This is a genomic window from Fictibacillus sp. 7GRE50, assembly GCF_015903875.1.
In the GTDB taxonomy this organism is placed as follows: domain Bacteria; phylum Bacillota; class Bacilli; order Bacillales; family Fictibacillaceae; genus Fictibacillus; species Fictibacillus phosphorivorans.
In genome coordinates this window covers 699,424-721,564 of sequence record NZ_JACZDW010000001.1, presented here as the reverse complement: position 1 = coordinate 721,564, position 22,141 = coordinate 699,424, and the positions used below count along the sequence as shown (strand labels likewise).

At 35.6% G+C, this 22,141-nt stretch carries 25 protein-coding genes and 1 pseudogene; 21 read left to right on the top strand and 5 right to left on the bottom strand.

Going from position 1 to position 22,141, the window contains the following annotated elements; genetic code table 11:
* Positions 1 to 440: 440 nt before the first annotated feature.
* The 9 genes and pseudogenes from IHV12_RS03655 to IHV12_RS03615 form a co-directional block, all read left to right on the top strand.
* Positions 441 to 620, top strand: coding sequence for a hypothetical protein (locus IHV12_RS03655; RefSeq protein WP_197189840.1), 180 nt, complete (start codon positions 441 to 443; stop codon positions 618 to 620).
* On the top strand, positions 617 to 1,816 hold the full coding sequence (locus tag IHV12_RS03650) for a PDZ domain-containing protein (RefSeq protein WP_197189839.1): 1,200 nt from the start codon (positions 617 to 619) through the stop codon (positions 1,814 to 1,816). Before IHV12_RS03655 ends, IHV12_RS03650 begins: the two co-directional genes overlap by 4 nt.
* A 310-nt stretch (positions 1,817 to 2,126) precedes the next feature.
* Positions 2,127 to 3,962 (top strand): hypothetical protein, encoded by a 1,836-nt coding sequence (locus IHV12_RS03645; RefSeq protein ID WP_197189838.1) that lies wholly within the window; start codon positions 2,127 to 2,129, stop codon positions 3,960 to 3,962.
* 282 nt (positions 3,963 to 4,244) lie between these two features.
* On the top strand, positions 4,245 to 4,739 hold the full coding sequence (locus IHV12_RS03640) for an RNA polymerase sigma factor (RefSeq protein WP_231620623.1): 495 nt from the start codon (positions 4,245 to 4,247) through the stop codon (positions 4,737 to 4,739).
* Positions 4,740 to 5,471, top strand: a complete 732-nt coding sequence (locus tag IHV12_RS03635; RefSeq protein ID WP_197189837.1) for a hypothetical protein — start codon at positions 4,740 to 4,742, stop codon at positions 5,469 to 5,471.
* A gap of 18 nt (positions 5,472 to 5,489) precedes the next feature.
* Positions 5,490 to 5,978, top strand: coding sequence for an immunoglobulin-like domain-containing protein (locus tag IHV12_RS03630; protein ID WP_197189836.1), 489 nt, complete (start codon positions 5,490 to 5,492; stop codon positions 5,976 to 5,978).
* Positions 5,979 to 6,130: 152 nt separating this feature from the next.
* On the top strand, positions 6,131 to 6,415 hold the full coding sequence (locus tag IHV12_RS03625; protein WP_197189835.1) for a hypothetical protein: 285 nt from the start codon (positions 6,131 to 6,133) through the stop codon (positions 6,413 to 6,415).
* A gap of 174 nt (positions 6,416 to 6,589) precedes the next feature.
* On the top strand, positions 6,590 to 7,096 hold the full coding sequence (locus IHV12_RS03620; protein WP_197190350.1) for a DUF2716 domain-containing protein: 507 nt from the start codon (positions 6,590 to 6,592) through the stop codon (positions 7,094 to 7,096).
* A gap of 139 nt (positions 7,097 to 7,235) precedes the next feature.
* Positions 7,236 to 7,322: pseudogene (locus IHV12_RS03615) on the top strand (tyrosine-type recombinase/integrase); the annotation flags it as partial.
* Between the two features lie 45 nt (positions 7,323 to 7,367).
* Here IHV12_RS03615 and IHV12_RS03610 read toward each other — a convergent pair.
* Complete coding sequence (locus IHV12_RS03610) at positions 7,368 to 7,799, bottom strand: ASCH domain-containing protein (protein ID WP_197129050.1); 432 nt, start codon at positions 7,797 to 7,799, stop codon at positions 7,368 to 7,370.
* Positions 7,800 to 8,182: 383 nt separating this feature from the next.
* On the opposite strand from IHV12_RS03610, the gene IHV12_RS03605 reads away from it, so the two are divergent.
* Positions 8,183 to 8,488, top strand: coding sequence for a GNAT family N-acetyltransferase (locus IHV12_RS03605; protein ID WP_197189834.1), 306 nt, complete (start codon positions 8,183 to 8,185; stop codon positions 8,486 to 8,488).
* 61 nt (positions 8,489 to 8,549) lie between these two features.
* Here the strand turns inward: IHV12_RS03605 and IHV12_RS03600 are convergent, their stop codons facing one another.
* From IHV12_RS03600 to hxlA, 3 genes are all read right to left on the bottom strand, one after another.
* Positions 8,550 to 9,269: a 3-ketoacyl-ACP reductase gene (locus IHV12_RS03600; RefSeq protein ID WP_197129056.1), complete on the bottom strand. Its 720-nt coding sequence runs from the start codon at positions 9,267 to 9,269 to the stop codon at positions 8,550 to 8,552.
* 113 nt (positions 9,270 to 9,382) lie between these two features.
* Entirely contained in the window at positions 9,383 to 9,940 is a 558-nt protein-coding gene (gene hxlB / locus IHV12_RS03595; RefSeq protein ID WP_197129059.1) for a 6-phospho-3-hexuloisomerase, read from the bottom strand.
* A gap of 8 nt (positions 9,941 to 9,948) precedes the next feature.
* Positions 9,949 to 10,581 (bottom strand): 3-hexulose-6-phosphate synthase, encoded by a 633-nt coding sequence (gene hxlA / locus IHV12_RS03590; RefSeq protein WP_197129062.1) that lies wholly within the window; start codon positions 10,579 to 10,581, stop codon positions 9,949 to 9,951.
* A gap of 191 nt (positions 10,582 to 10,772) precedes the next feature.
* Between hxlA and IHV12_RS03585 the strand changes: the two genes are divergently transcribed.
* The 11 genes from IHV12_RS03585 (at position 10,773) to IHV12_RS03540 (ending at position 20,789) form a co-directional block, all read left to right on the top strand.
* The gene (locus IHV12_RS03585) at positions 10,773 to 11,138 is read left to right on the top strand and encodes a winged helix-turn-helix transcriptional regulator (RefSeq protein WP_197129065.1); all 366 of its coding nucleotides are present in this window, start codon (positions 10,773 to 10,775) and stop codon (positions 11,136 to 11,138) included.
* A 242-nt stretch (positions 11,139 to 11,380) separates the two neighbouring features.
* The gene (locus IHV12_RS03580) at positions 11,381 to 12,871 is read left to right on the top strand and encodes a spore germination protein (protein ID WP_197129068.1); all 1,491 of its coding nucleotides are present in this window, start codon (positions 11,381 to 11,383) and stop codon (positions 12,869 to 12,871) included.
* Between the two features lie 4 nt (positions 12,872 to 12,875).
* A complete protein-coding gene (locus IHV12_RS03575) occupies positions 12,876 to 13,991 on the top strand; it encodes a GerAB/ArcD/ProY family transporter (protein ID WP_197189833.1) in 1,116 nt (371 codons plus the stop codon).
* A gap of 1 nt (position 13,992) precedes the next feature.
* Positions 13,993 to 15,072 (top strand): Ger(x)C family spore germination protein, encoded by a 1,080-nt coding sequence (locus tag IHV12_RS03570; RefSeq protein ID WP_197189832.1) that lies wholly within the window; start codon positions 13,993 to 13,995, stop codon positions 15,070 to 15,072.
* 266 nt (positions 15,073 to 15,338) lie between these two features.
* The gene (locus tag IHV12_RS22840) at positions 15,339 to 15,467 is read left to right on the top strand and encodes a hypothetical protein (RefSeq protein ID WP_255552529.1); all 129 of its coding nucleotides are present in this window, start codon (positions 15,339 to 15,341) and stop codon (positions 15,465 to 15,467) included.
* Between the two features lie 320 nt (positions 15,468 to 15,787).
* On the top strand, positions 15,788 to 16,666 hold the full coding sequence (gene cidR, locus IHV12_RS03565; protein ID WP_197129077.1) for a cidABC operon transcriptional activator CidR: 879 nt from the start codon (positions 15,788 to 15,790) through the stop codon (positions 16,664 to 16,666).
* A gap of 182 nt (positions 16,667 to 16,848) precedes the next feature.
* Positions 16,849 to 17,385 carry an acyl-CoA thioesterase gene (locus IHV12_RS03560; protein WP_197190349.1) on the top strand — a complete coding sequence of 179 codons (537 nt, stop codon included), beginning with the start codon at positions 16,849 to 16,851 and terminating at the stop codon, positions 17,383 to 17,385.
* Positions 17,382 to 17,756, top strand: coding sequence for a hypothetical protein (locus tag IHV12_RS03555; RefSeq protein ID WP_197189831.1), 375 nt, complete (start codon positions 17,382 to 17,384; stop codon positions 17,754 to 17,756). The genes IHV12_RS03560 and IHV12_RS03555 overlap by 4 nt, the downstream gene beginning before the upstream one ends.
* Positions 17,757 to 18,063: 307 nt before the next feature.
* Positions 18,064 to 18,555, top strand: coding sequence for an NUDIX hydrolase (locus IHV12_RS03550; RefSeq protein WP_197189830.1), 492 nt, complete (start codon positions 18,064 to 18,066; stop codon positions 18,553 to 18,555).
* 141 nt (positions 18,556 to 18,696) lie between these two features.
* Positions 18,697 to 20,001, top strand: coding sequence for an aminopeptidase (locus tag IHV12_RS03545; RefSeq protein WP_231620621.1), 1,305 nt, complete (start codon positions 18,697 to 18,699; stop codon positions 19,999 to 20,001).
* A gap of 218 nt (positions 20,002 to 20,219) precedes the next feature.
* Positions 20,220 to 20,789, top strand: a complete 570-nt coding sequence (locus IHV12_RS03540; protein ID WP_197189829.1) for a dienelactone hydrolase family protein — start codon at positions 20,220 to 20,222, stop codon at positions 20,787 to 20,789.
* Positions 20,790 to 21,136: 347 nt separating this feature from the next.
* Here the strand turns inward: IHV12_RS03540 and IHV12_RS03535 are convergent, their stop codons facing one another.
* Positions 21,137 to 21,766, bottom strand: coding sequence for a LysE family translocator (locus IHV12_RS03535; RefSeq protein WP_197189828.1), 630 nt, complete (start codon positions 21,764 to 21,766; stop codon positions 21,137 to 21,139).
* Positions 21,767 to 22,141 lie beyond the last annotated feature (375 nt).

Here is a 22,141-nt window from a genome sequence, read left to right as displayed (position 1 = left end):
AAATTATTCTCTACGGAATTTTTTTGTGTAGTGCTACGATAACTTCAAAGAGGTTGATTTGCGCTCCAGGTTGCTCGCTTTCCGCGGGGCAGGCGGTGAGCCACATTCGTACGTTTCACGTATAAGTGTCTCACCTGTCAAGTTGCAGTGGCTAGCTTTTCGAGGTCAAAAGTTAAATGGCTCAGAAGGCAAAGTGCGCCTTCAAATCCATTCAACTTTTGCTAGTCGGAGCTGAACGAGCCACTTCCACTCTTCGGACTGCCGGCCTGTCCCGCAGGAGTCTCGCACCTTGCGCTCCAATCAACTATTCAGAGAAGTCTTAACAAAAAACAAAAAACAAATAAAACCCTGAATAGTTTCTATGGTGAGTATCAAATTAAACAGAAAATCAAATGATTTAAAAGATAAAATCCTTTGTCATTTTTAAAGGGGTAGACAAGATGCAGTCATTGAATGTTGGAGATGTTATATATCAGCTAGCTTTGTTTCTGGTGCTAATCGCTATTATCGTTGGAGTTGGTTTATTAGTGAAGAGAGCTGTGAGTACGGATAGAAGATTGAAACGTATTGAAGAAAAAGTGGATGAATTAAAAGATGAGAAAGGAAGAGACCGCACATGACAGACACCTTTGTGAAAGAATTACTTCAGGGCATGCTGCTTCTTTTTTTACACCCGCTTTTTTATGGTTTTATTCTGGTTGCTTTTTTAATTGGATTAAAACGTGTAAAACGAGAGAGAAAAGAATTTAAAGTGCGCGTGCATCCCGTCATTGATAATTTAATATTTTCATTGTTGCCAGGCATTCTGATTGGACTGATCGGATCAGTAATCTTTGTGGTTGCTGGTGTCACATTGCCGCTTGGGATGATTGCTTTGATCGGTGTCGTGTATGTGGCTTTAGGCTTAACGTTTAAAACAAGGTTTATGAATCCTGCATACGCTGTGAGTTTAGCGGCAGTTGTTGGTTTGTTGCTTCCAAAATTTCAACTCGGAATTTCTTTTCTAGATCGTTGGATTGTAGATGTTCAAAAAACGCCACTTGATTCATTAGCAGTCGTTATTGGTGTTCTTTTGATTCAAGAAGGGATACTGGTCATCTGGAAAGGTGCAGATCGCACTTCTCCTCGGCTGTTCAAAGGAAAACGAGGACATTATATCGGTGCACATGAAGCTACGAGATTTTGGATTGTTCCTCAGTTTTTAGTTTTACCTGTAGGCTCAATTCCTGTTTTAGATTGGTGGCCTTTGTTTCCGATGGGTGCGGTAGGATTCTCATTCTTCCTCGTACCGTTTGCCATCGGATATCGCCAGCTAGTTACACATACACTGCCGGAAGAAGCGATTAAACATCTAGGCAGACAAGTTTTGATTTTAGGATTTATCGTAACAGGCATTGCAGCAGTAGGTCATTTTTATAATTTGCCGCTCCTAATTGCTATAGCAATCGCAGCAGGTCTTGCAGGACGAGAACTCATTACACTCGTAACGAGCCAACGTGATGATACGAGACCATCACACTTTGTACCAAGAGATCAGGGAGTTATGATTCTTTCAGTCGTACCAGGGACACCCGCTGCAAAGATGGGATTAAAGATTGGCGAAGTCATTGTAAAAGTAAATGGAGTCACACTTTCACACGAATCAAGTTTGTACCGAGCCCTTCAAATCAACGCTGCATACTGCAAGCTAGAAGTTCTTAATTTAAATGGCGAGATTCGATTCGTTCAAGGGTCACTCTATCAAAACGAACACCACCAACTAGGTGTACTCCTTGTTCATGATGTAGTGGATCGGAATGCTGCTGTTGGGGATTGATGTAATTTTTCATAATTAACCGGAATCTGTTCAAAATTCGCCGGAATGATTATTTATAATTTATCGGAATCGCATAATTTTTATTTAAAAGGCTCATTTAACGTGAGTCTTTTTTTATTTCTGTTATTCAGCAAACGGGCCAGATTGTGGAATAAAACATTGTGATGGAAAATACTTAAACTAAAGTTGCAGTTTGGCTGAAGAAGAAAAAAGCTACTAGTTTTTATACAAACATTTCCATAAAATAGATGCCAATGATTGGTTTTGATGTAATAATTAGAGATATAAATATTACAATAGAGTGGTATTCATGGAAAAAATCATGGAGAATTACGCAAAGCATAGTTATGAAAAGCTTAGAATACTTCAACCACACGTAAAAACAAAAGGATTATATGTAGAGAAAGGATATTACTTTATTTTATGTGAAAATAAGGACGTTAAAGGACTTGGAAAAACTAATCAAACTGTTTCGGAAATGTTTGATGGGGAAATTAGAACCTTAGGTTGTCCTGTTAAACTGGTTGACGAGATACCAGCAGATGCTGTTTTAATAAATCATCGTACTGATGATGAAGTTATTGCATTAGCAGGAAATCCATTAACCGTATTTGAGCTTAACAAACAACTAGCATTATTAATCCCAAACAATTTCCCAAAAATTTGGATAGAATATAATAATGAAACAGGTAACACTGATGTCTTTCTAGAAAGAATGCCCTCTCCTCAAGAAGAGGAAGTTTTAAAAGATAAAATTAATTTCATAACCGCAGTCATTTCTCCAATCAAGTTTAACTTAGATGCTGAAGTTGAGAAGCGATTCCCTTCTAAATTACATGACCCTTTGTCAATAACCGTAAGTAATCATGCTTCAAATTCATTTTCTAAAACTTTACTAGATAAATGGGAAGAAGATGAACAGCTGTGGTCAGACAACAAACATACCCTTTTTAAAGATATTAGATCTAATGAAGTAAAGGAGAATTCAAAAAATTCTACATGTTTAATTAATGGACAATTTGCGGAAGCACATAATATTCGAAATTACCTTACCCTATTTGATGAATTACAAATTGTAATACCAATCGAATCCTCCTGGGAAGAATTTATAAAATCACTCGATGTTACTGAAACTGATTTACTAAAGTTGCTTGAACTCAACAAGGTTAAATTAATTTTTCCACATTCAATACAAAGATATAAGAAAAGTTTGTTAGAGTATGCTGTTTCTATTAACCCAGCTAATTTAATACTTTCTAGGGAATTAGCACATAAAACAGTTTTAGACTTAAAGCAGAGAAATCCATTAGTGTTTCTTCCAACTAGTATTGATGAAAAACAAGAAATTCTGTCAGCTATGTATTATTTAGCTACTGAATTGGCTAATCCACTTGAACAGAAGTGGATGCAGCAATTAACAGATGAATTATCTAACACTTGGTGTTCTATGTACGAATTGCTCGGAATTAGAGGGGCTATGGGTACGTTTAATGTAGGCTTGGGTCCGATAATTAATTCTACCCTTAAAAGTTTTACAGGAAAGGATTATTTTATTGAAATTATGCAGGCATCTAATTCAATTGAATGGGCTGCAGCGAATAATGCCGTCCTTTGTCCCGTTGGACCCTTAGCTCGAAATGAAGAACAATTAGCATATCTTTACTCTGGAGTTCGAAGAGGATGGAATTTAGAGATTGAAACTTCTCCCAATATTGCTACTGATGCAATTTTAACAATCGCCCAATACGTTCCGGTAGTTGAATTAGCTCAAACATTCACCAGCACTGAAATTCAAAGGTTTCGCCAATTAATTGTAGATGTCACCCACAATAAAAGTAGTGAAGAAATTAATGCTGTTATCCAAGATTTTAATGAGAATGTTAAAAAGTTTGAGAAGAACAGGAATAGGATAGATACATGGGATGTAAAGGGAGTAACCTTAGATACAAGTCTTGAGGTGGCAAATTCTGCAATTCCTTTTGCAGGCTTCGTCACTAAACAAATAGGAAGAATACTACAACACAAAGGTGCAAACCATAAAAAAATTGGTGAAATAGTTGATCGAGTTCATTCAAAAGTATATAGCACTTCACCAAACGTTATATTAGTTAGCAGAATGCGAGATAAGGTTAAGGATTTATTATAAGATTACATTATTAAAGAACATCACATGAAAGAAGAGTGTTTTTTCGTTTCTTTTTTATTAAGTTAATGGGGTTCTTTTTTCAATAAGACATTTCGATAATCTTCTACAATCGGGTGCGTTTCTGCTATAAGGAGAAGCGCACTTTTTTATTGAAATAAGGAACATAATTTATAGTTATACTTTTTTCGAAAAAGCGAACCTTTTACTAATTGAATGTGTATTTAGGTTGGTTGATAAAGGGAGGTGGTTTAACTGGAGATTCAAAAAGAATACTTTGCAGATTTGTTTAAAGAGTATTCTCCTTTTGTTTTTCGAACTGCATATTTTCTTACAAGATCTACTTCGGTAGCAGATGATATTACACAAGAAACATTTATCAAAATCATGAAAAGTATTCATAAATATGACTCATCTAAACCGATTGAGCCTTGGATATATAAGATAACCATTAATACAACAAGAAATATATTGAGGAAACAAAAATGGTTACGTTTTGTTGGTGTAATCCCTGAAGCTGCCCAGGAAAATATGGTGGAAAAATCAATTTTGCAAACGGAAAAAGAAAAAGAGTTAATGCAAGAGATCAATAAATTATCACAAAAATTAAAAGAAGTTATCATTTTACATTTTTACTTAGGGCTAAAACTTAAAGAAGTCGCAGATGTATTGGATATCCCGGTTGGTACATGTAAATCAAGATTGAATGCTGGATTGGTAAAATTGCGAAATCATATACCAGAGCATGAACATATAAAAATGATGGAGGGAGGAATATAGGTGGAAGATCAATTTCGACGCTATAAAATAGAGGAAGTTTTGGATAAGGAGTTAAGGAACCACCTTCCCTCTGTCACCTTGGAACAGATAATGAATACCAATGATAATCGGAAAAAACAGTTTAACAAGAGGCTTATTCCTGTAATGATTAGTTGTGTAATCGTTTTTGCTTCTATGATTTCTCCGTCAGCACGAGCAGTTATTGAGGGATGGTTACAATTCTCTAAAGTTGAGGAAGGTAAAACACATATTGGGTGGTCTTGGGATAATACTGCAGGAAATGAACAAAAAAACTATCAATCATTGAAAGAATTAGAAAGTGAATTTAATACTCTTATTCCCTTTCCTCAAGTTCTTTCAAATCTTGAGGTTAATGAAGCGCATAAACAATATCAATATAGTGCGAATATCAAAAATAACGAATTAATAGCTTTTCATTATCGACTTAAAATAAAAGGTAGAAGTTATAATCTAATGGCAACAAGAGCAGCAAAAAGACCCGAGTTTTCTGCTGGTACCGCTAAGAATTCTGTAATTGATAAAGAAATAAAAATTAACGGAATTCCAGGTAGAATGTTAGCAATTCATGACATGAATATCTTTCATATTTACTTAGAAAAAGACCATTGGAAATTAGTATTAACAGCTTCATCTGGTGGATTAGATACAAAATCAGGTAGAAAGGTTACGGAAAGCGAGATAATTAAACTTGCTGAGTCAATAACATGGTAAAACAAAGGTGGGGTAAATATGAAAAAAGTAATTTTAATTAGTTTAACTGTAGCTGTAGTAATTGGGGGGATCTTCATAGGAAACCTCTTTAATGAATATACTACCTTCTCTGGTAAACCCTCATTTAAATTAGCAGAACAACAATCTCTGAATTCAAATGTTGCATTTTCCGATGGATCTTTGTCAGTAAAAGCTGATAAAGATAGGTATGATAAATTCGATATCGGTTATTTTCAAATTACTAATACATCGAGTAAGAAGCTTGAGTTTACAGAAGAATGGACAGTTCAATATTTAAAAGAAAATGGAAAGTGGTATGATATCATTCATCACGGCTTAGGATTCACAACAAACACGAGTACATTGTCAAAAGAAAAAATTACAGACATGATTGCTATGGGAAATTACAAAGTTGGGAAGTTCCGTTTTACGAAAAAATTAACTGATCAGGAAGGTAACATATATTATATAGGTGTTCCATTTCAACTTAAGTGGTTTTGGCAATAGGTTATATAGAGTTCTTCCACAATCAGGTGCATTTCTTTAAAAAGAAATGCCTTTTATTATGTTAAAAATGATAAATTTAAATGATACGGAAATACAGTTACTTGTGACTATGTATTTAATTATTTTTACAGGAATGGGAATTGGAGGCGGAGATGAGGGAAACAGATGAGGTATTTATAATTTTGCTTCCGATTATTTTAGTTCTAATATTTATTACAGGAATATGCCTATTAGGGTATGGAATTAACCTTATTTTCAAAAAGGTTAATGAAGAAGAAGGACTAAATAAAAAAATAGAAGCTTTTGTTGCAAATATTTTTGGATTACATTTAGATCCATTTAGTAGAATATCAGTAGCAATTCTATTAGGTGGCTTACTAAGCTTATCTTCGTTCTTTTTTATTTTAAATATGTTTGGATATATTGAGATGGAATAAGGCAATGAATCAATAGCTTTTTAAATAGGAACTTTATGAATGAAGTGGTGTTACTCCATATTCAGCAATCGGTTGCATTTCTTCAAGAAGGAGAAGTGCACTTTGTATTGAATTTAAGGGCATAAATGGTATTGCTAACCTTATTGATGAGCAGTGTTTTGGGGGGGATCAAACATTAATAATTGGATTAAACTTAGTAAATCAGAAGAAAAAGCAGTATGGCGAAAGGTTTATAAAGATTATAAATTCAAACCTAGTATTACTAAATTTCCATCGTTTAAACTACCAAGCCCATTCATTACATACAATATTTCAGTTTATAGTAATTGGTCAGGAGATTTTAAAGAATTTAATGAGATTTATAAAGACCTTGAAGAGAAATCAATGTTTGCAATTAAAGAATTAATGAATAATGGTGAATATTTTTATGCATTAGATTGGCAACACCATTCATACTGGGTCAATCCCTTTTTAGAGTTTCCAAAAGACGAAGAATTTGATGAGTGGACAATACCTATTTTTCCTGATGGGGATTATTACTTCTTTATACAAAAGGAATTCAACTGGGGATTGTTAGGTCATCCCTGGGAACAGACCATAACTATATTTGGTGAGGAACTTATCCAATCGTTTAAAAAACATAATCCTAGAATGTTTGATACTATTTTACGGATAGGTTAGTCTTACCATCTGAGCTAGCTAGTCAAGGGTAGCATTCCTAATGATTTATTCCACAATCGGGTGCATTCCTGAAATAATTAATAAATCTATCAGATGAAAATGTAAAAAACAGTATATATTAACTTTCCATCTATAAGACCACCAATTACGTTATAGCTACGCTACTAATATGATCAATAATGGAGCACCTCTTTTATTGATACAGAGTTTATTAGGGCATGAGAAATAAAAAGGGGCTGATTTCTGCGCATCGATACCAATGTATCAGCTCCTATAAAATTAAATCATGCTCCCATAATCCTAGCTTTCCCTTAGCGGGAATAAACTCATCCAACATCTGCATGTCTTTAACTACCCAAGCATAACCTCCCACTATAAAGTCACCCATAAAATAGTCATTCCCTGATACGATTCGACCATCCTCCAGAATGGCCCATGTCTCATTGTTTTCATTTACCTTCAAACAATCTACAAGTTTGCATACAGCAATGATATGGCCAGTTGGAAGATTCTCTGGTGTGTATCCATGCTTACCAAGCAAAGACTTTATGGCTATATGATTAGCGACGTCTTTATCAATTTTTTTACTTGTGTGAATGGCAAGTGGCCCCCGATAATTCGTTCTCCATGACCTTGTTTCATATGTTGCCTCTCTAAGGATAAAAAGGCTTGCCCATGGCTGGATCATTGATAAAACCTTCATTTCTGACACTCTCCAACCTGTAGAAGTTTATTTTGATAATAGAGTGTCCCTGCAAAGGAATATTATGAGCAAAAGGCAGAATATCAGTTCACGGAGATCCATTTTATGAGGTATGAGTCATGACCAGTGATCATTATTATCATGTATTAATAAGGGAACTATTTTTGTAGGGTTTTACAAACACACTGGATGTGATTAGGCATGAACTTACACATGGAGTGACTTAGTTCACGAGCAGGCTAGAATATGAAAAGCAGCCTGGGGCTACGTGATCAGCACTCTTATGTCTGTACGAAAAATGGAAGAGCAACCTAATAAGTAGCTGTTCTTTTTGCAGTTAGCTCCTTCATTATTCAATAATCACCGAAACTCTGAGTACGTATTTGCATACTCAGGAAGTGTTTAATGGAGAAGGGGTCCTTGTTGCTATTCGTGGATTAAATAAAGACCCATTTTCAAACGAACACTCTATTGGTAGGGTGAGAAGGTTTTATGTTAGTAAAAAGTATAGGAGAAACGGTATAGGAAAGCTTTTGATAAAAAAAATAATTGACGAAGCAAAAAGAGATTATAAAATTTTGGTGCTTCATACAGATACGGAACAGGCTGGTAAATTTTATACTTCTTTAGGATTTTCAAATGAAAGCCTTTATCCAAATTCAAGTCACTTTATAGAACTTAAAAGCTAACGTGTTATTAAGCGTACTTTGTACGAACTAAAGAAGCAGACCCAACTGGATCTGCTTCGTTTTATGAAGGATTTGTTGACCATAATCCAGCTGTTTTGACAAATACTCTTGGATTAAATTTCAAACTAGCCACGACTAATTCTGCAAGGTCTTCTGGGTGCATCACGTTTTCTTCATTGCCTTTAACAAGATTTGTATCAATGGCTAAATCTGTAACGACCGTACTTGGTGTTAAAGCAGTAACACGGACATTATGTTTTCTTACTTCTAGCATAAGTGATTCTGTTAGCCCTAAAACAGCGAATTTAGAAGCACTGTAAGCACTTGTAACAGGAGCACCTTTTTGGCCAGCAGAAGAAGAGATATTAATGATATCTCCTGATTTTCTTTCGATCATACCTGGTAATACTGCTCGTGTTACATTATACACACCCATTAAATTGACTTGGATGATTTTTTCCCATTCTTCTGGTGTTAGATCAAGGAACCCACCAAATTTAGCAACACCAGCATTGTTGATTAGGATATCAATTTGGCCTAAGTCTGATTTGATATGTTCAATAGCATGGGTAACGGATTCAAGGTCCGTTACATCTGCTGTTGCAGCAGAAACCTTTATATCAAATTGCGCTAGTTCAGCAGTTACCTTTTCTAGATTAGACATATTTAAGCCGATTAGGCCTAAATGAACGCCTTCTTTTGCCAAGGCGATAGCAGTAGCACGCCCAATGCCTCTTCCTGCGCCAGTAACTATTGCATTTTTTCCATTTAAAGAAATCATTCTATCACTCCTAGAATTATTACTAATTGAAGTAGAACATACTAACAGAAAGACCACAATCTTGCATGGAAACAGTTTGTGGTCTTCCTATTTAGAACTCATGGAATAATTGTTTATTCTAAGTTGGCGTGTTTACCGTACATTTTATTGGTATCCAGACCTTTTTTCTCCATAAACCGAAGAATCACAGCGTCGTAAAATAGTAAAAGTGTTTGCTCAAATAATGAGCCCATTGGTTGAATCGTCTTAAAATCACTCTCCGACTGATCTTTAGGTGAGCCAGGCAACTTAATTGTGATATCCGCTAATTGTCCGATAGTGGACTCAGGGAAAATGGTTACAGCTGCAATTGTCCCACCGATGCTTTTTGCCTTCTCAGCCATGGAAACTAAACCTTTCGTTTCTCCTGAACCTGATCCAATGATTAAGATGTCATCTTTTTCAAAGTTAGGGGTTACTGTTTCGCCAATCACGTAGACATCTATCCCCATGTGCATCATTCGCATGGTGAATGATTTGGCCATAAATCCAGATCTACCTGCGCCTGCAACAAAGATTTTTTTTGATTCAAGAATCCCATTAACTAATTTTTCAGCTTCATCATTCGAAATTAAATCTACGGAGCGATTTAACTCTTTTATGATTTCAGCTAGGTATTGAGTTGTATTCATGAACTGAATTACCCTTGATTAATCATTTGTTGCATTTTAGCAGCAACAGCTTTTTTATCAGCTTGTCCAGTAATCCCGCCACCTACAATGACAAGGTCTGGTTGTACTTTGATGACTTCTGGAAGTGTGTCTAACTTAATACCACCTGCGATTGCAGTTTTAGCATTTTTTACAACACTTTTGATTGTTTGTAAATCTTCAAAAGAGTTCTTTCCAACTGCTTGAAGATCGTAGCCAGTATGAACACAAATATAATCAACGCCAAGTTCATCTAGTTCTTTTGCACGGGCTGTAATATCCTTAACAGCGATCATATCAGCAAGGATTTGTTTCCCTTGTTTTTTAGCTTCTTCTACTGCACCTTTAATTGACTCGTCTTCTGCAGTTCCAAGAATCGTAATGATGTCAGCACCTGCAGCAGATGCTTGACTGACTTCATATCCAGCTGCATCCATAATTTTCAAATCAGCTAATACGGTTAAGTTAGGAAATGCAGCTTTTACTTCTTTTACTGCTTTAAGACCTTCATTGATCACCACAGGTGTACCAATTTCTACAACATCAATATGATCTTCTACCTCTTTCACTAATTCAATTGCTCCCGGAATATCGACAAGATCTAATGCTAATTGTAATTTCATTTATATTTTCTCTCCTTATAGATAATTTTATTTTGTTGCGCTGAGTGGCTGGGTGTAAATGTTAATATTCATTTACTTACTAGCATGCTGTTTAGTATACTCAGTATGTAAATAAATTTAAAGTACGCACTTTTTCCGCATATAGTTACAAAAAGTATACTATTGGATGAAATAAAGGAGAATGAATGTAGATGCCTAATTTAGGAGATAAGGACTTTAACTGTGAAAAAGAATTAACTCTTGCAGTAATAGGTGGTAAATGGAAAATGTTGATTTTGTGGCACCTAGGCAAGGAAGGAACGAAAAGATTTGGAGAATTAAAGGCCATTATGCCAGGAATTACTCAGAGGATGCTTGTAAACCAATTGCGAGAACTGGAAGATCATTTAATCGTACATCGAGAAGTTTATCCTGTAGTTCCACCAAAAGTGGAATACTCCCTTACTGAGAATGGAAAAAGACTTTTACCAATCTTAGACGCTATGTATGAATGGGGTAAAGATTATATTGAGAATGTATTGGAAAAGGAAACTGATGATCCATCAGCAGTTAAATAGAAATAAACTTTTCAGAATAGTAACTTACCACGGGTTAGTCATTTTAACCGTGGTTTTTTTATTACTGTTTTATATACAGAGTAGAGATAACAACTTTCTAATAAAAATAGTATCAAAAAGCTTGAACAATGATTTTTATATGATTGAAGATCAAGGCTGTTTTACTAATGGAGTAAATTATATGAAACTGAACATAATACCAAAGGTGTAGAACTATTATCCTTATTGGGAGATTGATGTTGATGTTTTGGAAAAGGAAGAATATTTGGATAGGAAGCCAAAATGAAAATAGAACAAAAAAGATGACAACTAATATTCCTATCGCAATAGATGTTCTCCGCGAACGTATAGACAACATGGAAGACGCTGAAGTAATCGAATATCAAACCCAAAACAATAAGATATTTGTATTGATATTTATAGGAACATTGATTGATAAAGCAAGGTTAAATGAAGCTGTTATTGAACCTTTACGTCTCTGCAAGTATGAAAATATTTCAACTTGCATTTCTGTCTCTAAAATTACTGAAATTACAACGTTGGAAGAGGCGGAAAAGAAATTGATGCTGGGAGCCATCCTTCTTTTTGACACCATTGAAAATCAATGGTGTTCCGTTGATCTTAAAGATCCAACGGGACGTGCGATAGAAACCTCTGAAACAGAAACAATCCTTTATGGCGCTAAAGACAGTTTCAGTGAAAACTTAGAACAAAATATTACATTGATTCGTAGAAGGCTACCTCTAACAGCATTAAAATCAGAGAAATTCACGGTAGGATCACTAACTGAAACAAAGGTTGTTTTAATGTATATTGAGGGTTTAACGAATCCTGATTTCATATCAATTGCTAGGGAAAAAATCAAGAGTATTGACTATGATCAGATTCTTGACTCCTCCCAATTAGCAGCCTTTATGGAAGATCACAAACATAGTGTATTTCCACAATTTCAACATACTGACCGTCCCGATGTATGTGCATACTCACTAGGCGTGGGTAAAGTTACCATTCTAGTGGATAATACACCTTTTGCCCTGAATGCTCCAATCAACTTTTTCCATTTATTCCAATCACCCGAGGATTATATTAATCGCTGGATCGTTGCAAGCTTCTTGCGGATCATAAGATATTTAAGTTTCATGCTCTCCTTGCTGATGATTCCACTATATGTTGCTTTAACGACACATCATTATCAGATGATTCCCTTGCAAATTCTATTCGTCCTTGTAGAAACGAGAAGTCAATTGCCACTAACTCCATTTTGGGAATCGCTGATTATGTTGATAACACTTGAGGTCATTAAAGAAGCAAGTCTAAGAATGCCCACGAAATCTGGCCAAACGTTAGGTGTAATCGGTGGTATTGTCGTTGGACAAGCTGCTGTAGAAGCAGGATTCGCTAGTCAAGTGCTAATTGTTTTGGTTGGTATTTCTGCTATTGCTTCGTTTCTTGTGCCGAATTACTTGATGACTAAAGCGACTACATTAATACAGTTTACGCTATTGATCCTTGCTTCTTTTCTTGGAGTAATGGGCATCTTTATGGGCATCATTTTACTTTTAGTCAATTTGAATGCACTTACTTCTTTGAAACAACCATATTTTACCCCTGTTGCCCCTTTTTATGGGAAAGATTGGCTTGATCTATTTATCCGTGGTCCATTGCATTGGATGAAAACAAGGCCAGAGGCTCTTCATCCTCTACAGAAATGGCGATATAGCCGAAGGAGATGATCCCTTGACTGAATTTTCATTGTTCGAGAAAACCTCTTCGTATCAGGGGATTTATATGACTTTAATGGTCAATAGGATACAAATGTTATATTTTGCAATCATTATGCCCGTTTTTCTTATACATCCCTATATGATTTGGATGATTATCATTGTAGGGTTATTATCACAAATCAGTATATTCATGTTATCGAAATGGTTTAATTCCATGTATGCATCTAAAGGCTACGAAGGTTTTGTAGAACTTTTTGGTGAACGCATGGTACGGTTACTAGCTTTCATCGGAATCGGTTTCATATTATTAAAAGTGATTGTAATTATACTCGGATATATAGAAGTAGCACAACATTTCATCTTTCCTTCAGTTAATACGAACTGGATGCTTCTGTTCATTTTACTAATTTGCTGGTATGTTGCTTCACTAGGGATGACCAATACCATTCGTTTTATCGTCATTGCCTTTTTATGTACAGCTTGGATGCTATTGTTATTATTAAAACTGCCTTTTCATCCCTCTGCCACTATACATGATTTATTTCCGTTAATACCATATGAATGGACGAGAAAATCATGGGAAAGTGTACTATTCATCTGGTCAGCCTTTTCTGGCCCGGAATATTTGATTTTACTTGCGCCTTGGTTCAATAAGAGAGAAAAAATCCTAAAATACATGACAATCGGAAATGCATTTACCATTTTTGAATATCTGATTATATTTATTGCATCTTTGTTTTTTTTCGGATCACATTATCTTGGAGAAAACAAATTACCGATGATGGAAATGATACGTTACTTGCAGTCACCAGTGTTTGAGCGAATCGATATAATTTTAATCTCTGTATATTTATTTCACTTTGTATTCGCCATAACAATCTTCCTGTTATTTTTTTATGGTGCAACTCGTATTACTTTGAAGAAAACGAAAGATCAAACGACTCGATTAGGGTTTGCACTATGTTGTGCTATATTTTTCATTTGTATAATGATGAGTAATGAATTGTTGTGGAAAAAGGCAACTAATCAAAATATTTTGTTAGAGCTAGAGATATGGGCAGGAGCACTCACATACTTATTCGTACCCTTACTTCTTTTCATCTCTTTAAAGCGAAAGGGCCGTTCCTAGTATGAAACATAAACATACCAAAACACTTTTCTTCATTTTTGTTAATATAATTGCTTTATCTGGTTGTTCGCCTATTGCAGAAAAAAATCTGATTGAAGAAATTGCTCCTGTGACTTTTTGGTCGATTCAAAAAGGGGAGGATGAGAACTACCGAATGAGCACTTTGATACCTCCCCTTGTAAAAGAACACAAACGCCTTTTGACTGTTCAAGTCGACTTGTTAAAAGAAGGTATGAAGGGTTTCAACTTAAAGTATTATAGAGAATTGAAAGTTGGTCAACTCCGGATGCTGTTGATTAGTGAAGAAATTGCAAAAGAAGGGATCAGTCCATTGATTGATACGATTTTGACAGATCCTGATATTTCTAAACGTTTGTATCTAGCCGTTGTCAGAGGGAATTTCGATGAGTACATTAATAATCAACTGAAAATGCAAGAAGACCTAGATTATTATCTCTATCGGATGTTCAAGCATTACGATAATCAGGGGAAGTTGACAATTATAAATTTGCATCAATTCATGAAGACACTTCATTCACCAGCGCATTCTCCCGTAGTGCCTGTATTTGAAGCAAGTGATGAAAATTTCCAATACCTAGGTACTGGCATATTTAAAAATGACAAATTGATCGAAACCACGAACAACATGGAAGAGCAAATATACCAGCTTATCGGCAACGATCACTTTTTAAAGTATTTTGCGATTCGTGATTTATCCATTGTTCTTGGCCATGTGAAAGCCAATAGCCAATTGAATATAGATAAATCATATTCTGAACTGAATCTCAACGTCCAATTAAACGGACGACTTGACGAAATTGCACGGAAACATAACATACTTACCAGTGATGAGCTTTCAAGATTCGAATCAGAAATTGAATCGTATTTGGAAAAACAAACTACCAAGTTTTTAAAAAAGCTTCAGGAGAATAAGGTTGACCCCTTACAATTAAGAAATTATACCTTGAGACCTTTCTCAAAACCTCTTAATGGGAGAGAATGGTTAAACAGATGGGAGCTAATGAAGTTGAAGGTCGATTATGATCTTAAAATCCAACCGCTTACAGATATCAAAAACTAATCAATCCATCAAGAAAGCTCTATTTTTACTTTGTCTGCGGGAAGTCCAGAATAAAAGAACAGGTAAAGACTCCCGAAAAATCTGGACCCCACTCATAATCGATTAAAAGTATGAACAAGTTTTTATGGCATTTCTTCAAGGAGGAGAAATGCATTTTTTTATGGAAGTTTGGTAAAAGAGGTACTAACTATATTTTTTTGTTTATTAGGGAAAACTGACCTCTCAGTATAAAGTTAACTAAATCATTCTGAAGAAAGGAAGAATATATGAATCATAATAAGTTATTAAAAAATTTTGGTAGGCAAGCAAAAATAAGAGAAAAAGAATTCCAAAAAAGATGGCGGGTAGAAAACTACTGGCTTGATATTTTCCATGTGGGTTGGGAGAAAAAGTAATTGGATTGGAATTTACATGGAACTTATTCAACACACAGCAGACGTTCAGCTTTTAAATACGATTTTAGGAGAATAAGGATTATGAAAAAACAAATCGGATTCTCCTTCTAAAGGGAACCCGTTAGAATAAAGGGCACCTGTTTTCCTTTTTTCCTCTATACTGATCTATTCTAAAGGAGTTTTTATGGAAGTAAGATCTGTGCTAACTGACCACACATGGCGAATACTGGGATCGGGACTTTTTTGTAGTGTTTGTAATTTATTTTGAAAAGCAACATACTAAACTCAAAACATTTTTCAATAAGAATGCAGGTGTCGGAATGGATATTAAACAATTACAATATTTCATTGAGGTTGCAAAATATAACAGTTTTACCCGTGCAGCTAAAGAATTGTTCATCACTCAGCCAACCATAAGTAAAATGATCAAAAATTTAGAAGATGAACTAGGATTGGTTCTATTTGACCGTTCCAGCAGAAAGAAGCTCATATTAACCGATGCTGGTAGAGTCATCTATGAACAGGCTAAACTCGTAGATAAAGCTTTTAACAATTTAGAATCAGAAATGGATAATTTGCTGGGACTTCAAAAAGGACATGTTCGAATTGGATTACCTCCTATTTTTAATTCTCGTCTCTTTCCGAAACTGGTGGGAAGTTTTCATGAGAAGTATCCAGCCATTACATTCGAATTGATGGAGGATGGATCGAAGAAAATCGAAGAAGAAGTAGCTAATCATCTCTTGGATATCGGAGTAGTTGTACTCCCCACAAACAACGATATCTTTCAGTACTTTTCGTTTATGAAGGAAGATCTGAAGCTCATTATTCACCCTGATCATCCACTTGCTCAATGTGAAGTAGTTGATCTATCGGATCTCAGCAGTGAATCTTTTATACTGTTCAATAAGGATTTTGTTCTGCATGACCGGATCATCTCTTCTTGTAATCATGCTGGATTTCATCCTCATGTGATCTCCGAAAGCTCACAATGGTCTTTTATAGAAGAGATGGTCGCTTGTAAACTGGGTGTTTCTTTATTACCTGAAAGTATTTGCAAGCACCTTACCACAAAAGTAAAAACAATGAATGTGGTGAATCCCTCAATAAATTGGGAACTCGCTCTTATTTGGAGAAAGGATCAATATTTATCTTTTGCCGCAAAAGAGTGGCTGCGTTATGCCAAAGAACAACTTTAAAAAATAATGCAAGAGACGGTTCCACACGAATTGTCTTTTTTTATGCCAATCGGGCATAGATGTAAGCATTTACATAGAGACTGTCTATGTTGTAAATGAAAAATAACCATTTTACTTCATGTTATTTCAAGCGTACACTTGCCTTGTAAATGGAAATTCACATTCTGGAAGGAATGATTCATATGAACAAGAAGAGAGCGCGAGAAAGCAGAATTATTAATACTGATCAGGTTATGTCCCTGGATCTAAATAATTATAATACTTTATTCGGCGGTGTTTTGATGAGAAAGCTGGATAATAATGCAACTTTATCTGCACGCAGACATTCCAGAGTAAAAGAATGTGTAACAGCTTCAACCGATTCAATCGACTTTTTATATCCTATTCATCAAACAGACTCTGTCTGCATAGAATCCTTTGTCTCATTTACCGGCAAAAGCTCAATGGAGATCTTTTGTAAAGTGATTGCAGAAGACATGCTAACAGGCGAGAGAAGAATTGCTGCGACTGCTTTCTTAACTTTCGTTGCTTTAGGTGAAGATAAAAAACCAGTCGATGTTCCACAAGTTATTCCTGAAACAGAGGAAGAGAAATTCTTATATGAAACAGCAAAAGAAAGGGCAGAAGTCCGAAAGCTGAGACGATTGAAGAGTAAAGAATTAGCAGCTGTTATCTCTCTTGATAAACCGTGGGATGTAAAAGAGGAGGTATATGCATGATCACATTATGCAGCCAGAACGAACTGAAATCAGCTCAATCTGCACTAAATACATTAGAGCAATCTTACCCTGAGCTTTTTGAAAAGCTGATACATGTCATTCACTTGACCCGTACCATGCAGGTAAAATACCAGTACATGGGATGTTTAATCATGAATGAGGACCCGGAAAATGCCAAGCCTCAATTTGTTATCGGATCTGTTATTCGTTTGTATAAAAAAGAAATCCAGCGATTAACTAGTGACAAGGATATTGATGAAGTAAGAAAAGTATTCACAGAGTATAAACATACTGGATACTCTAGACTCAGCCAGCTTACTCTAGGGAAAACACCTGAATCGTTAATAGGTAGCTCTTTCATTATTCAATAAACATTAAAACTCTGAGTACGTATTTGCGTACTCAGGGTTTTTTACAGTGTTTTAATTTCCGTACACTACTACAACCTTTACGAATAGCACTATCTTTACAGCAATACTCTCCTTAAAATTCCCATTTCCTAAACGACTCAAAGACGAAAACATGGTGACATAAATTTTGATTGAAACATATATCGGTATTAAACTATCGGGTGTATTTCTTCGAGAAGGAGATCTGCACTTTTTTATGGAACTTATTGAACAGACGTAGCAGGATTGTGGAATAAGAGTTGTGTATTTTAAAGGGGATAATACACTTATGACGACAGAATATGTTAAATGGGGAGAAGCGATAGTAAAGTTAACGTGGATACTTGATAATCAACTTCCTCCTGCAGAACAAATTACCAGCGTTCACGGATTTTGTTTTAAAGATGATAAGTTACTTTTAGTAAATTTAAACCGAAGAGGATGGGACTTTCCTGGAGGTCATATCGAATGTAATGAAACACCCGAAGAATGTCTAAAGCGTGAAGCATATGAAGAAGGTTATGTTACGGGAAGATGCTCTCTTTTAGGACATATCATTGTTGACCACAATGAAAATGCTAAATGGGATGAAAATAGAAAATATCCAAAAGTAGGTTTTCAAGTTTTTTATCGATTTGAAATTGACCAATTACACGACTTTGAAGCGGGGTATGAGTCACAAGAAAGAATTTTTGTAAGTCCAAGCGAAGTAAAAGAATTTTATCCGAGTTGGAACGAACTCTATCAGGAAATAATTGACTATGCCATAATTCAAAATTGATATTCCACAATCGGGTGCATTTCTTCAAACAAGGAGAAGTGCATTTTTTATTGAAGTTAAGACTACATAAAATAATTATAGGAGAAGGATAAATTATTTTTATCAAACAAGCAGGTGTAGTAAGAATGCAGCTATTCAAACATGAAACAAATTAAAAAGGGAGGCTACAAATTGTCAGACTCTATGGTAAATCAAAATATTGAAAAGTATGCAGAAACTGTTCTACGTATCGGTTTGAATATACAGCATGGACAAAAACTTATTATTGAAGCACCAATACAGTCTGCACCTTTTGTACGGACAGTAACTAGCTACGCATATGAACTTGGTGCATCGTACGTCCATCATGAATGGTCAGATGATGAGTTGACGCTAATCAATCATAAACAAGCACCATATACATCTTTAGGGTATTATCCAGAATGGAAAGCAAATGGTCTTGAAAAATACGCAAATGAAAATGCAGCTGTGTTATTTCTCCAAGCACCAAATCCAGAGCTATTAACTGATGTATCAGTTGAACGTAGTACTAGGTATGCGAATGAGCGCTCTGCAATCAGAAGACCATATTTAGAACATACTCATTTGAATAAAATTAGTTGGGTTATTGTAAATGTCCCATCTGACTCTTGGAGTAATAAATGTTTTCCAGAACTTCCTGTGGATGAAGGAAAAGCAAAACTATGGGACATTATTTTTCAAGCAGCCAGAATAGATAGTATAGACCCGATTACCAATTGGAAAAATCACCTGAATTCGTTAAAGAAAACAACTGAACAATTAAATGCACTTCATATTCAAAAACTAGTTTATCTAGGACCTGGTACTGATTTAACGATCGAACTGCCTGAGAAACATCAATGGCTTTATGGATCTAGAATGAATAGAAGGGGAATTCCATTTGTGTCCAATATGCCTACTGAGGAAGTTTTTACGATTCCTAAGAAGGAAGGCATAAATGGAATCGTTGCTAGTACAAGACCTCTTAACTTCAATGGGAGTATAATTGAGGATTTTTCACTTACGTTTAAAGAAGGGAAAGTCGTCCAATTTACAGCTGTAAAAGGAAAAGAAGTACTAAATTCAATTCTACATACAGATGAAGGAGCGCGCTTTCTAGGAGAGGTAGCTCTAGTGCCTCATCATTCTCTAATTTCTAATATGAATCTTACGTTTTATAATACTTTATTTGATGAAAATGCTTCTTGTCATCTAGCATTAGGACAGTCCTTTCCAAATAATCTAGTAGGAGGAGAAGACATGTCTGATCAAGAACTCCAACTTAATGGAGCAAATAAAAGTCTCATTCATATAGATTTTATGATCGGTTCATCTGCACTAAATATAGATGCCCAGCTTGCGGATGGGTCAACTATTCCCTTGTTCCGCCATGGAGATTGGTCTGAAAAATTCCTTGCATATAATCAGTTGAAGAGTTCAAACTGAGGAGAAAAATATAGTTATTCCGTAATCGGGTGCGTTAATTCAAGAAGGATTAACGCACTTTTTAATGAACTTATTTAACAAACGTAGCAGAATTGTTGAATAAGCAAGCGGTAGGTTTTTAAGGTAGACTTTTCTAAATCGTAAAATTCTGGTAGGTCAAACAGGTTTTTTTGTCGTAATTTACACATATGAAATTCATTAAATTGGAGGAAAAAACGATGGCAGAAGTTTTGTTGTTACACCATGTTTTAGGCAAAACGAAGGGGATTGAAGAAATAGCTGAGCAACTGAGAGAGGCGGGGCATACTGTGTACGTGCCAGATTTATTTGACGGTCGCATGTTTTCCACGCTGGAGGAAGGCTTGGCATTTGTTAAGGGAATTGGATTTAATGAAGTGACGGCGCGCGGAGTTCGGGCAGCGAGCGAGCTTTCACGCGATGTTGTCTATGCTGGTTTTTCACTAGGTGTCCCGGCAGCACAGCAGCTCGCTCAAACTCGTGAAGGCGCCAGAGGCGCACTGTTTTTTCATGCCTGCCTCCCAAACTCGGCGTTTGAATCTCAGTGGCCGGCCGACTTACCTGTGCAAATTCACGCCATGAGTTCAGATCCTTTTTTCGTTGAAGACGGCGATATCGACGCTGCCCGTGAACTTGTGGCTTCATCCAATCTTGCTGAACTTTTTCTGTACGAAGGCAAGGAACATCTCTTTACCGACAGCAGTATACCGTCTTACGATGCTGAAGCGACGAAACTTGTAATCAAGCGAGTTCTCGACTTTCTCGCTTAGTTAAAGGTTCAATCGGTTAAAACGAAAACCCTTGGTGTAGGCATATACCAAGGGCTTCTTTATATGGAGATTTATATTGTACAAACATTGATTATTACTGTGAATCTTACTCCATAAACGGGTGCAATTGTCGGATATCAAACAAAATAAAACAACCAGCAGCGACTGGTCGTTTTATTTGTCTTTTTAAATTTTAATGAATTATCGAGAAAACAGATCTACAATAAAAACAGTCTCTTTATCTACTATTAGACGAAGAGACTGTTTATTATGGAAGTAGTATATCGATCGTTCCTTATAAAGATTTAAAACATCTGTGGGGGCATATCTTGTTGATTTATATAGATTTAATGAGGGGCTTTTGTTTGTAAAAGCTTAATCCCCATACCGATAAAAATAAGTCCAGTTAGTTTGTTCAAAACAGTCCCAATTTTTTGGTTTCCTCTTAGTTTTTTCGTAACGTAGGAAGAGAAATACGCAACAAATAAACACCATAGCAATCCAGTGGCTGTAAAGGTCAGTCCTAAAATCAAAAAAGGAATGGGTCCAACCGCTTTGGTGTCTATAAATTGTGGAAGAAATGCAATGAAAAACATTGAAACTTTTGGATTTGTAAGACTCGTTAGCATCCCTTGTATATAGATCTTTCGTATATTAAGGGAATCTGTCGCAGCTTGAAAAGATAGATTGGATTTGTCCAGTATCATCCGAATGCCTAAATACACCAAGTATATAACACCAATAATTTTAATCGTATTAAACAGAAAAACAGATTTTACAAGTATCAATGATAAACCAAACGCTACAAACAATGTGTGAACCAAAGAACCTGTAATAATACCTAAAACAGAATACACACCTGCTTTTCTACCTTGTGACATACTTCTTCCGATGATGTACATCGTGTCGGTTCCAGGAATTAAATTCAATAGAATTCCTGTGAGCAAAAATGCTTCATAATTTATAACGCCATACATAATTACGCACCTCTTTTTATTTTTAGGGTGCCCTTATCGATACTACAGGATTTTGCTACACATGGGAAGCTCTTTTGGCATATGGACAAAACTAGAACACGCGGTTTTAATTACTTTCTTTTTTCACTATTATTAGGTGAATACTATTCAAATTCTTATAGCAGCAGTAACAGCAACTGTAATAACTATTAACGTTAGGAATTAGATAGATGGGAAAGAGTAACTCTTTATCTAGAGGGATTTATGAAGGGTCTACATAGAGAAGCAAATTTAATTATTCGACTATCGGGTGCGTTTCTGTAATAAGAAATGTGTCCTTTCTTTATAAATCCGGCCAGATTGTTGAAGGTGTAGTTTAGCACTAGTAGTTGGGAA

Bases quoted from the DNA above. Each gene is read 5' to 3' on its own strand.
- IHV12_RS03545 (WP_231620621.1), top strand. From the start codon at position 18,697: ATGAAACAAATTAAAAAGGGAGGCTACAAATTGTCAGACTCTATGGTA.
- IHV12_RS03600 (WP_197129056.1), bottom strand. From the start codon at position 9,269: ATGATTTCTTTAAATGGAAAAAATGCAATAGTTACTGGCGCAGGAAGA.
- hxlB (WP_197129059.1), bottom strand. From the start codon at position 9,940: ATGAATACAACTCAATACCTAGCTGAAATCATAAAAGAGTTAAATCGC.
- IHV12_RS03650 (WP_197189839.1), top strand. From the start codon at position 617: ATGACAGACACCTTTGTGAAAGAATTACTTCAGGGCATGCTGCTTCTT.
- hxlA (WP_197129062.1), bottom strand. From the start codon at position 10,581: ATGAAATTACAATTAGCATTAGATCTTGTCGATATTCCGGGAGCAATT.
- IHV12_RS03555 (WP_197189831.1), top strand. From the start codon at position 17,382: ATGATCACATTATGCAGCCAGAACGAACTGAAATCAGCTCAATCTGCA.
- IHV12_RS03585 (WP_197129065.1), top strand. From the start codon at position 10,773: ATGCCTAATTTAGGAGATAAGGACTTTAACTGTGAAAAAGAATTAACT.
- IHV12_RS03550 (WP_197189830.1), top strand. From the start codon at position 18,064: ATGACGACAGAATATGTTAAATGGGGAGAAGCGATAGTAAAGTTAACG.
- cidR (WP_197129077.1), top strand. From the start codon at position 15,788: ATGGATATTAAACAATTACAATATTTCATTGAGGTTGCAAAATATAAC.
- IHV12_RS03630 (WP_197189836.1), top strand. From the start codon at position 5,490: ATGAAAAAAGTAATTTTAATTAGTTTAACTGTAGCTGTAGTAATTGGG.
- IHV12_RS03580 (WP_197129068.1), top strand. From the start codon at position 11,381: ATGTTTTGGAAAAGGAAGAATATTTGGATAGGAAGCCAAAATGAAAAT.
- IHV12_RS22840 (WP_255552529.1), top strand. From the start codon at position 15,339: ATGAATCATAATAAGTTATTAAAAAATTTTGGTAGGCAAGCAAAAATA.
- IHV12_RS03645 (WP_197189838.1), top strand. From the start codon at position 2,127: ATGGAAAAAATCATGGAGAATTACGCAAAGCATAGTTATGAAAAGCTT.
- IHV12_RS03610 (WP_197129050.1), bottom strand. From the start codon at position 7,799: ATGAAGGTTTTATCAATGATCCAGCCATGGGCAAGCCTTTTTATCCTT.
- IHV12_RS03540 (WP_197189829.1), top strand. From the start codon at position 20,220: ATGGCAGAAGTTTTGTTGTTACACCATGTTTTAGGCAAAACGAAGGGG.
- IHV12_RS03625 (WP_197189835.1), top strand. From the start codon at position 6,131: ATGAGGGAAACAGATGAGGTATTTATAATTTTGCTTCCGATTATTTTA.
- IHV12_RS03570 (WP_197189832.1), top strand. From the start codon at position 13,993: ATGAAACATAAACATACCAAAACACTTTTCTTCATTTTTGTTAATATA.
- IHV12_RS03655 (WP_197189840.1), top strand. From the start codon at position 441: ATGCAGTCATTGAATGTTGGAGATGTTATATATCAGCTAGCTTTGTTT.
- IHV12_RS03560 (WP_197190349.1), top strand. From the start codon at position 16,849: ATGAACAAGAAGAGAGCGCGAGAAAGCAGAATTATTAATACTGATCAG.
- IHV12_RS03535 (WP_197189828.1), bottom strand. From the start codon at position 21,766: ATGTATGGCGTTATAAATTATGAAGCATTTTTGCTCACAGGAATTCTA.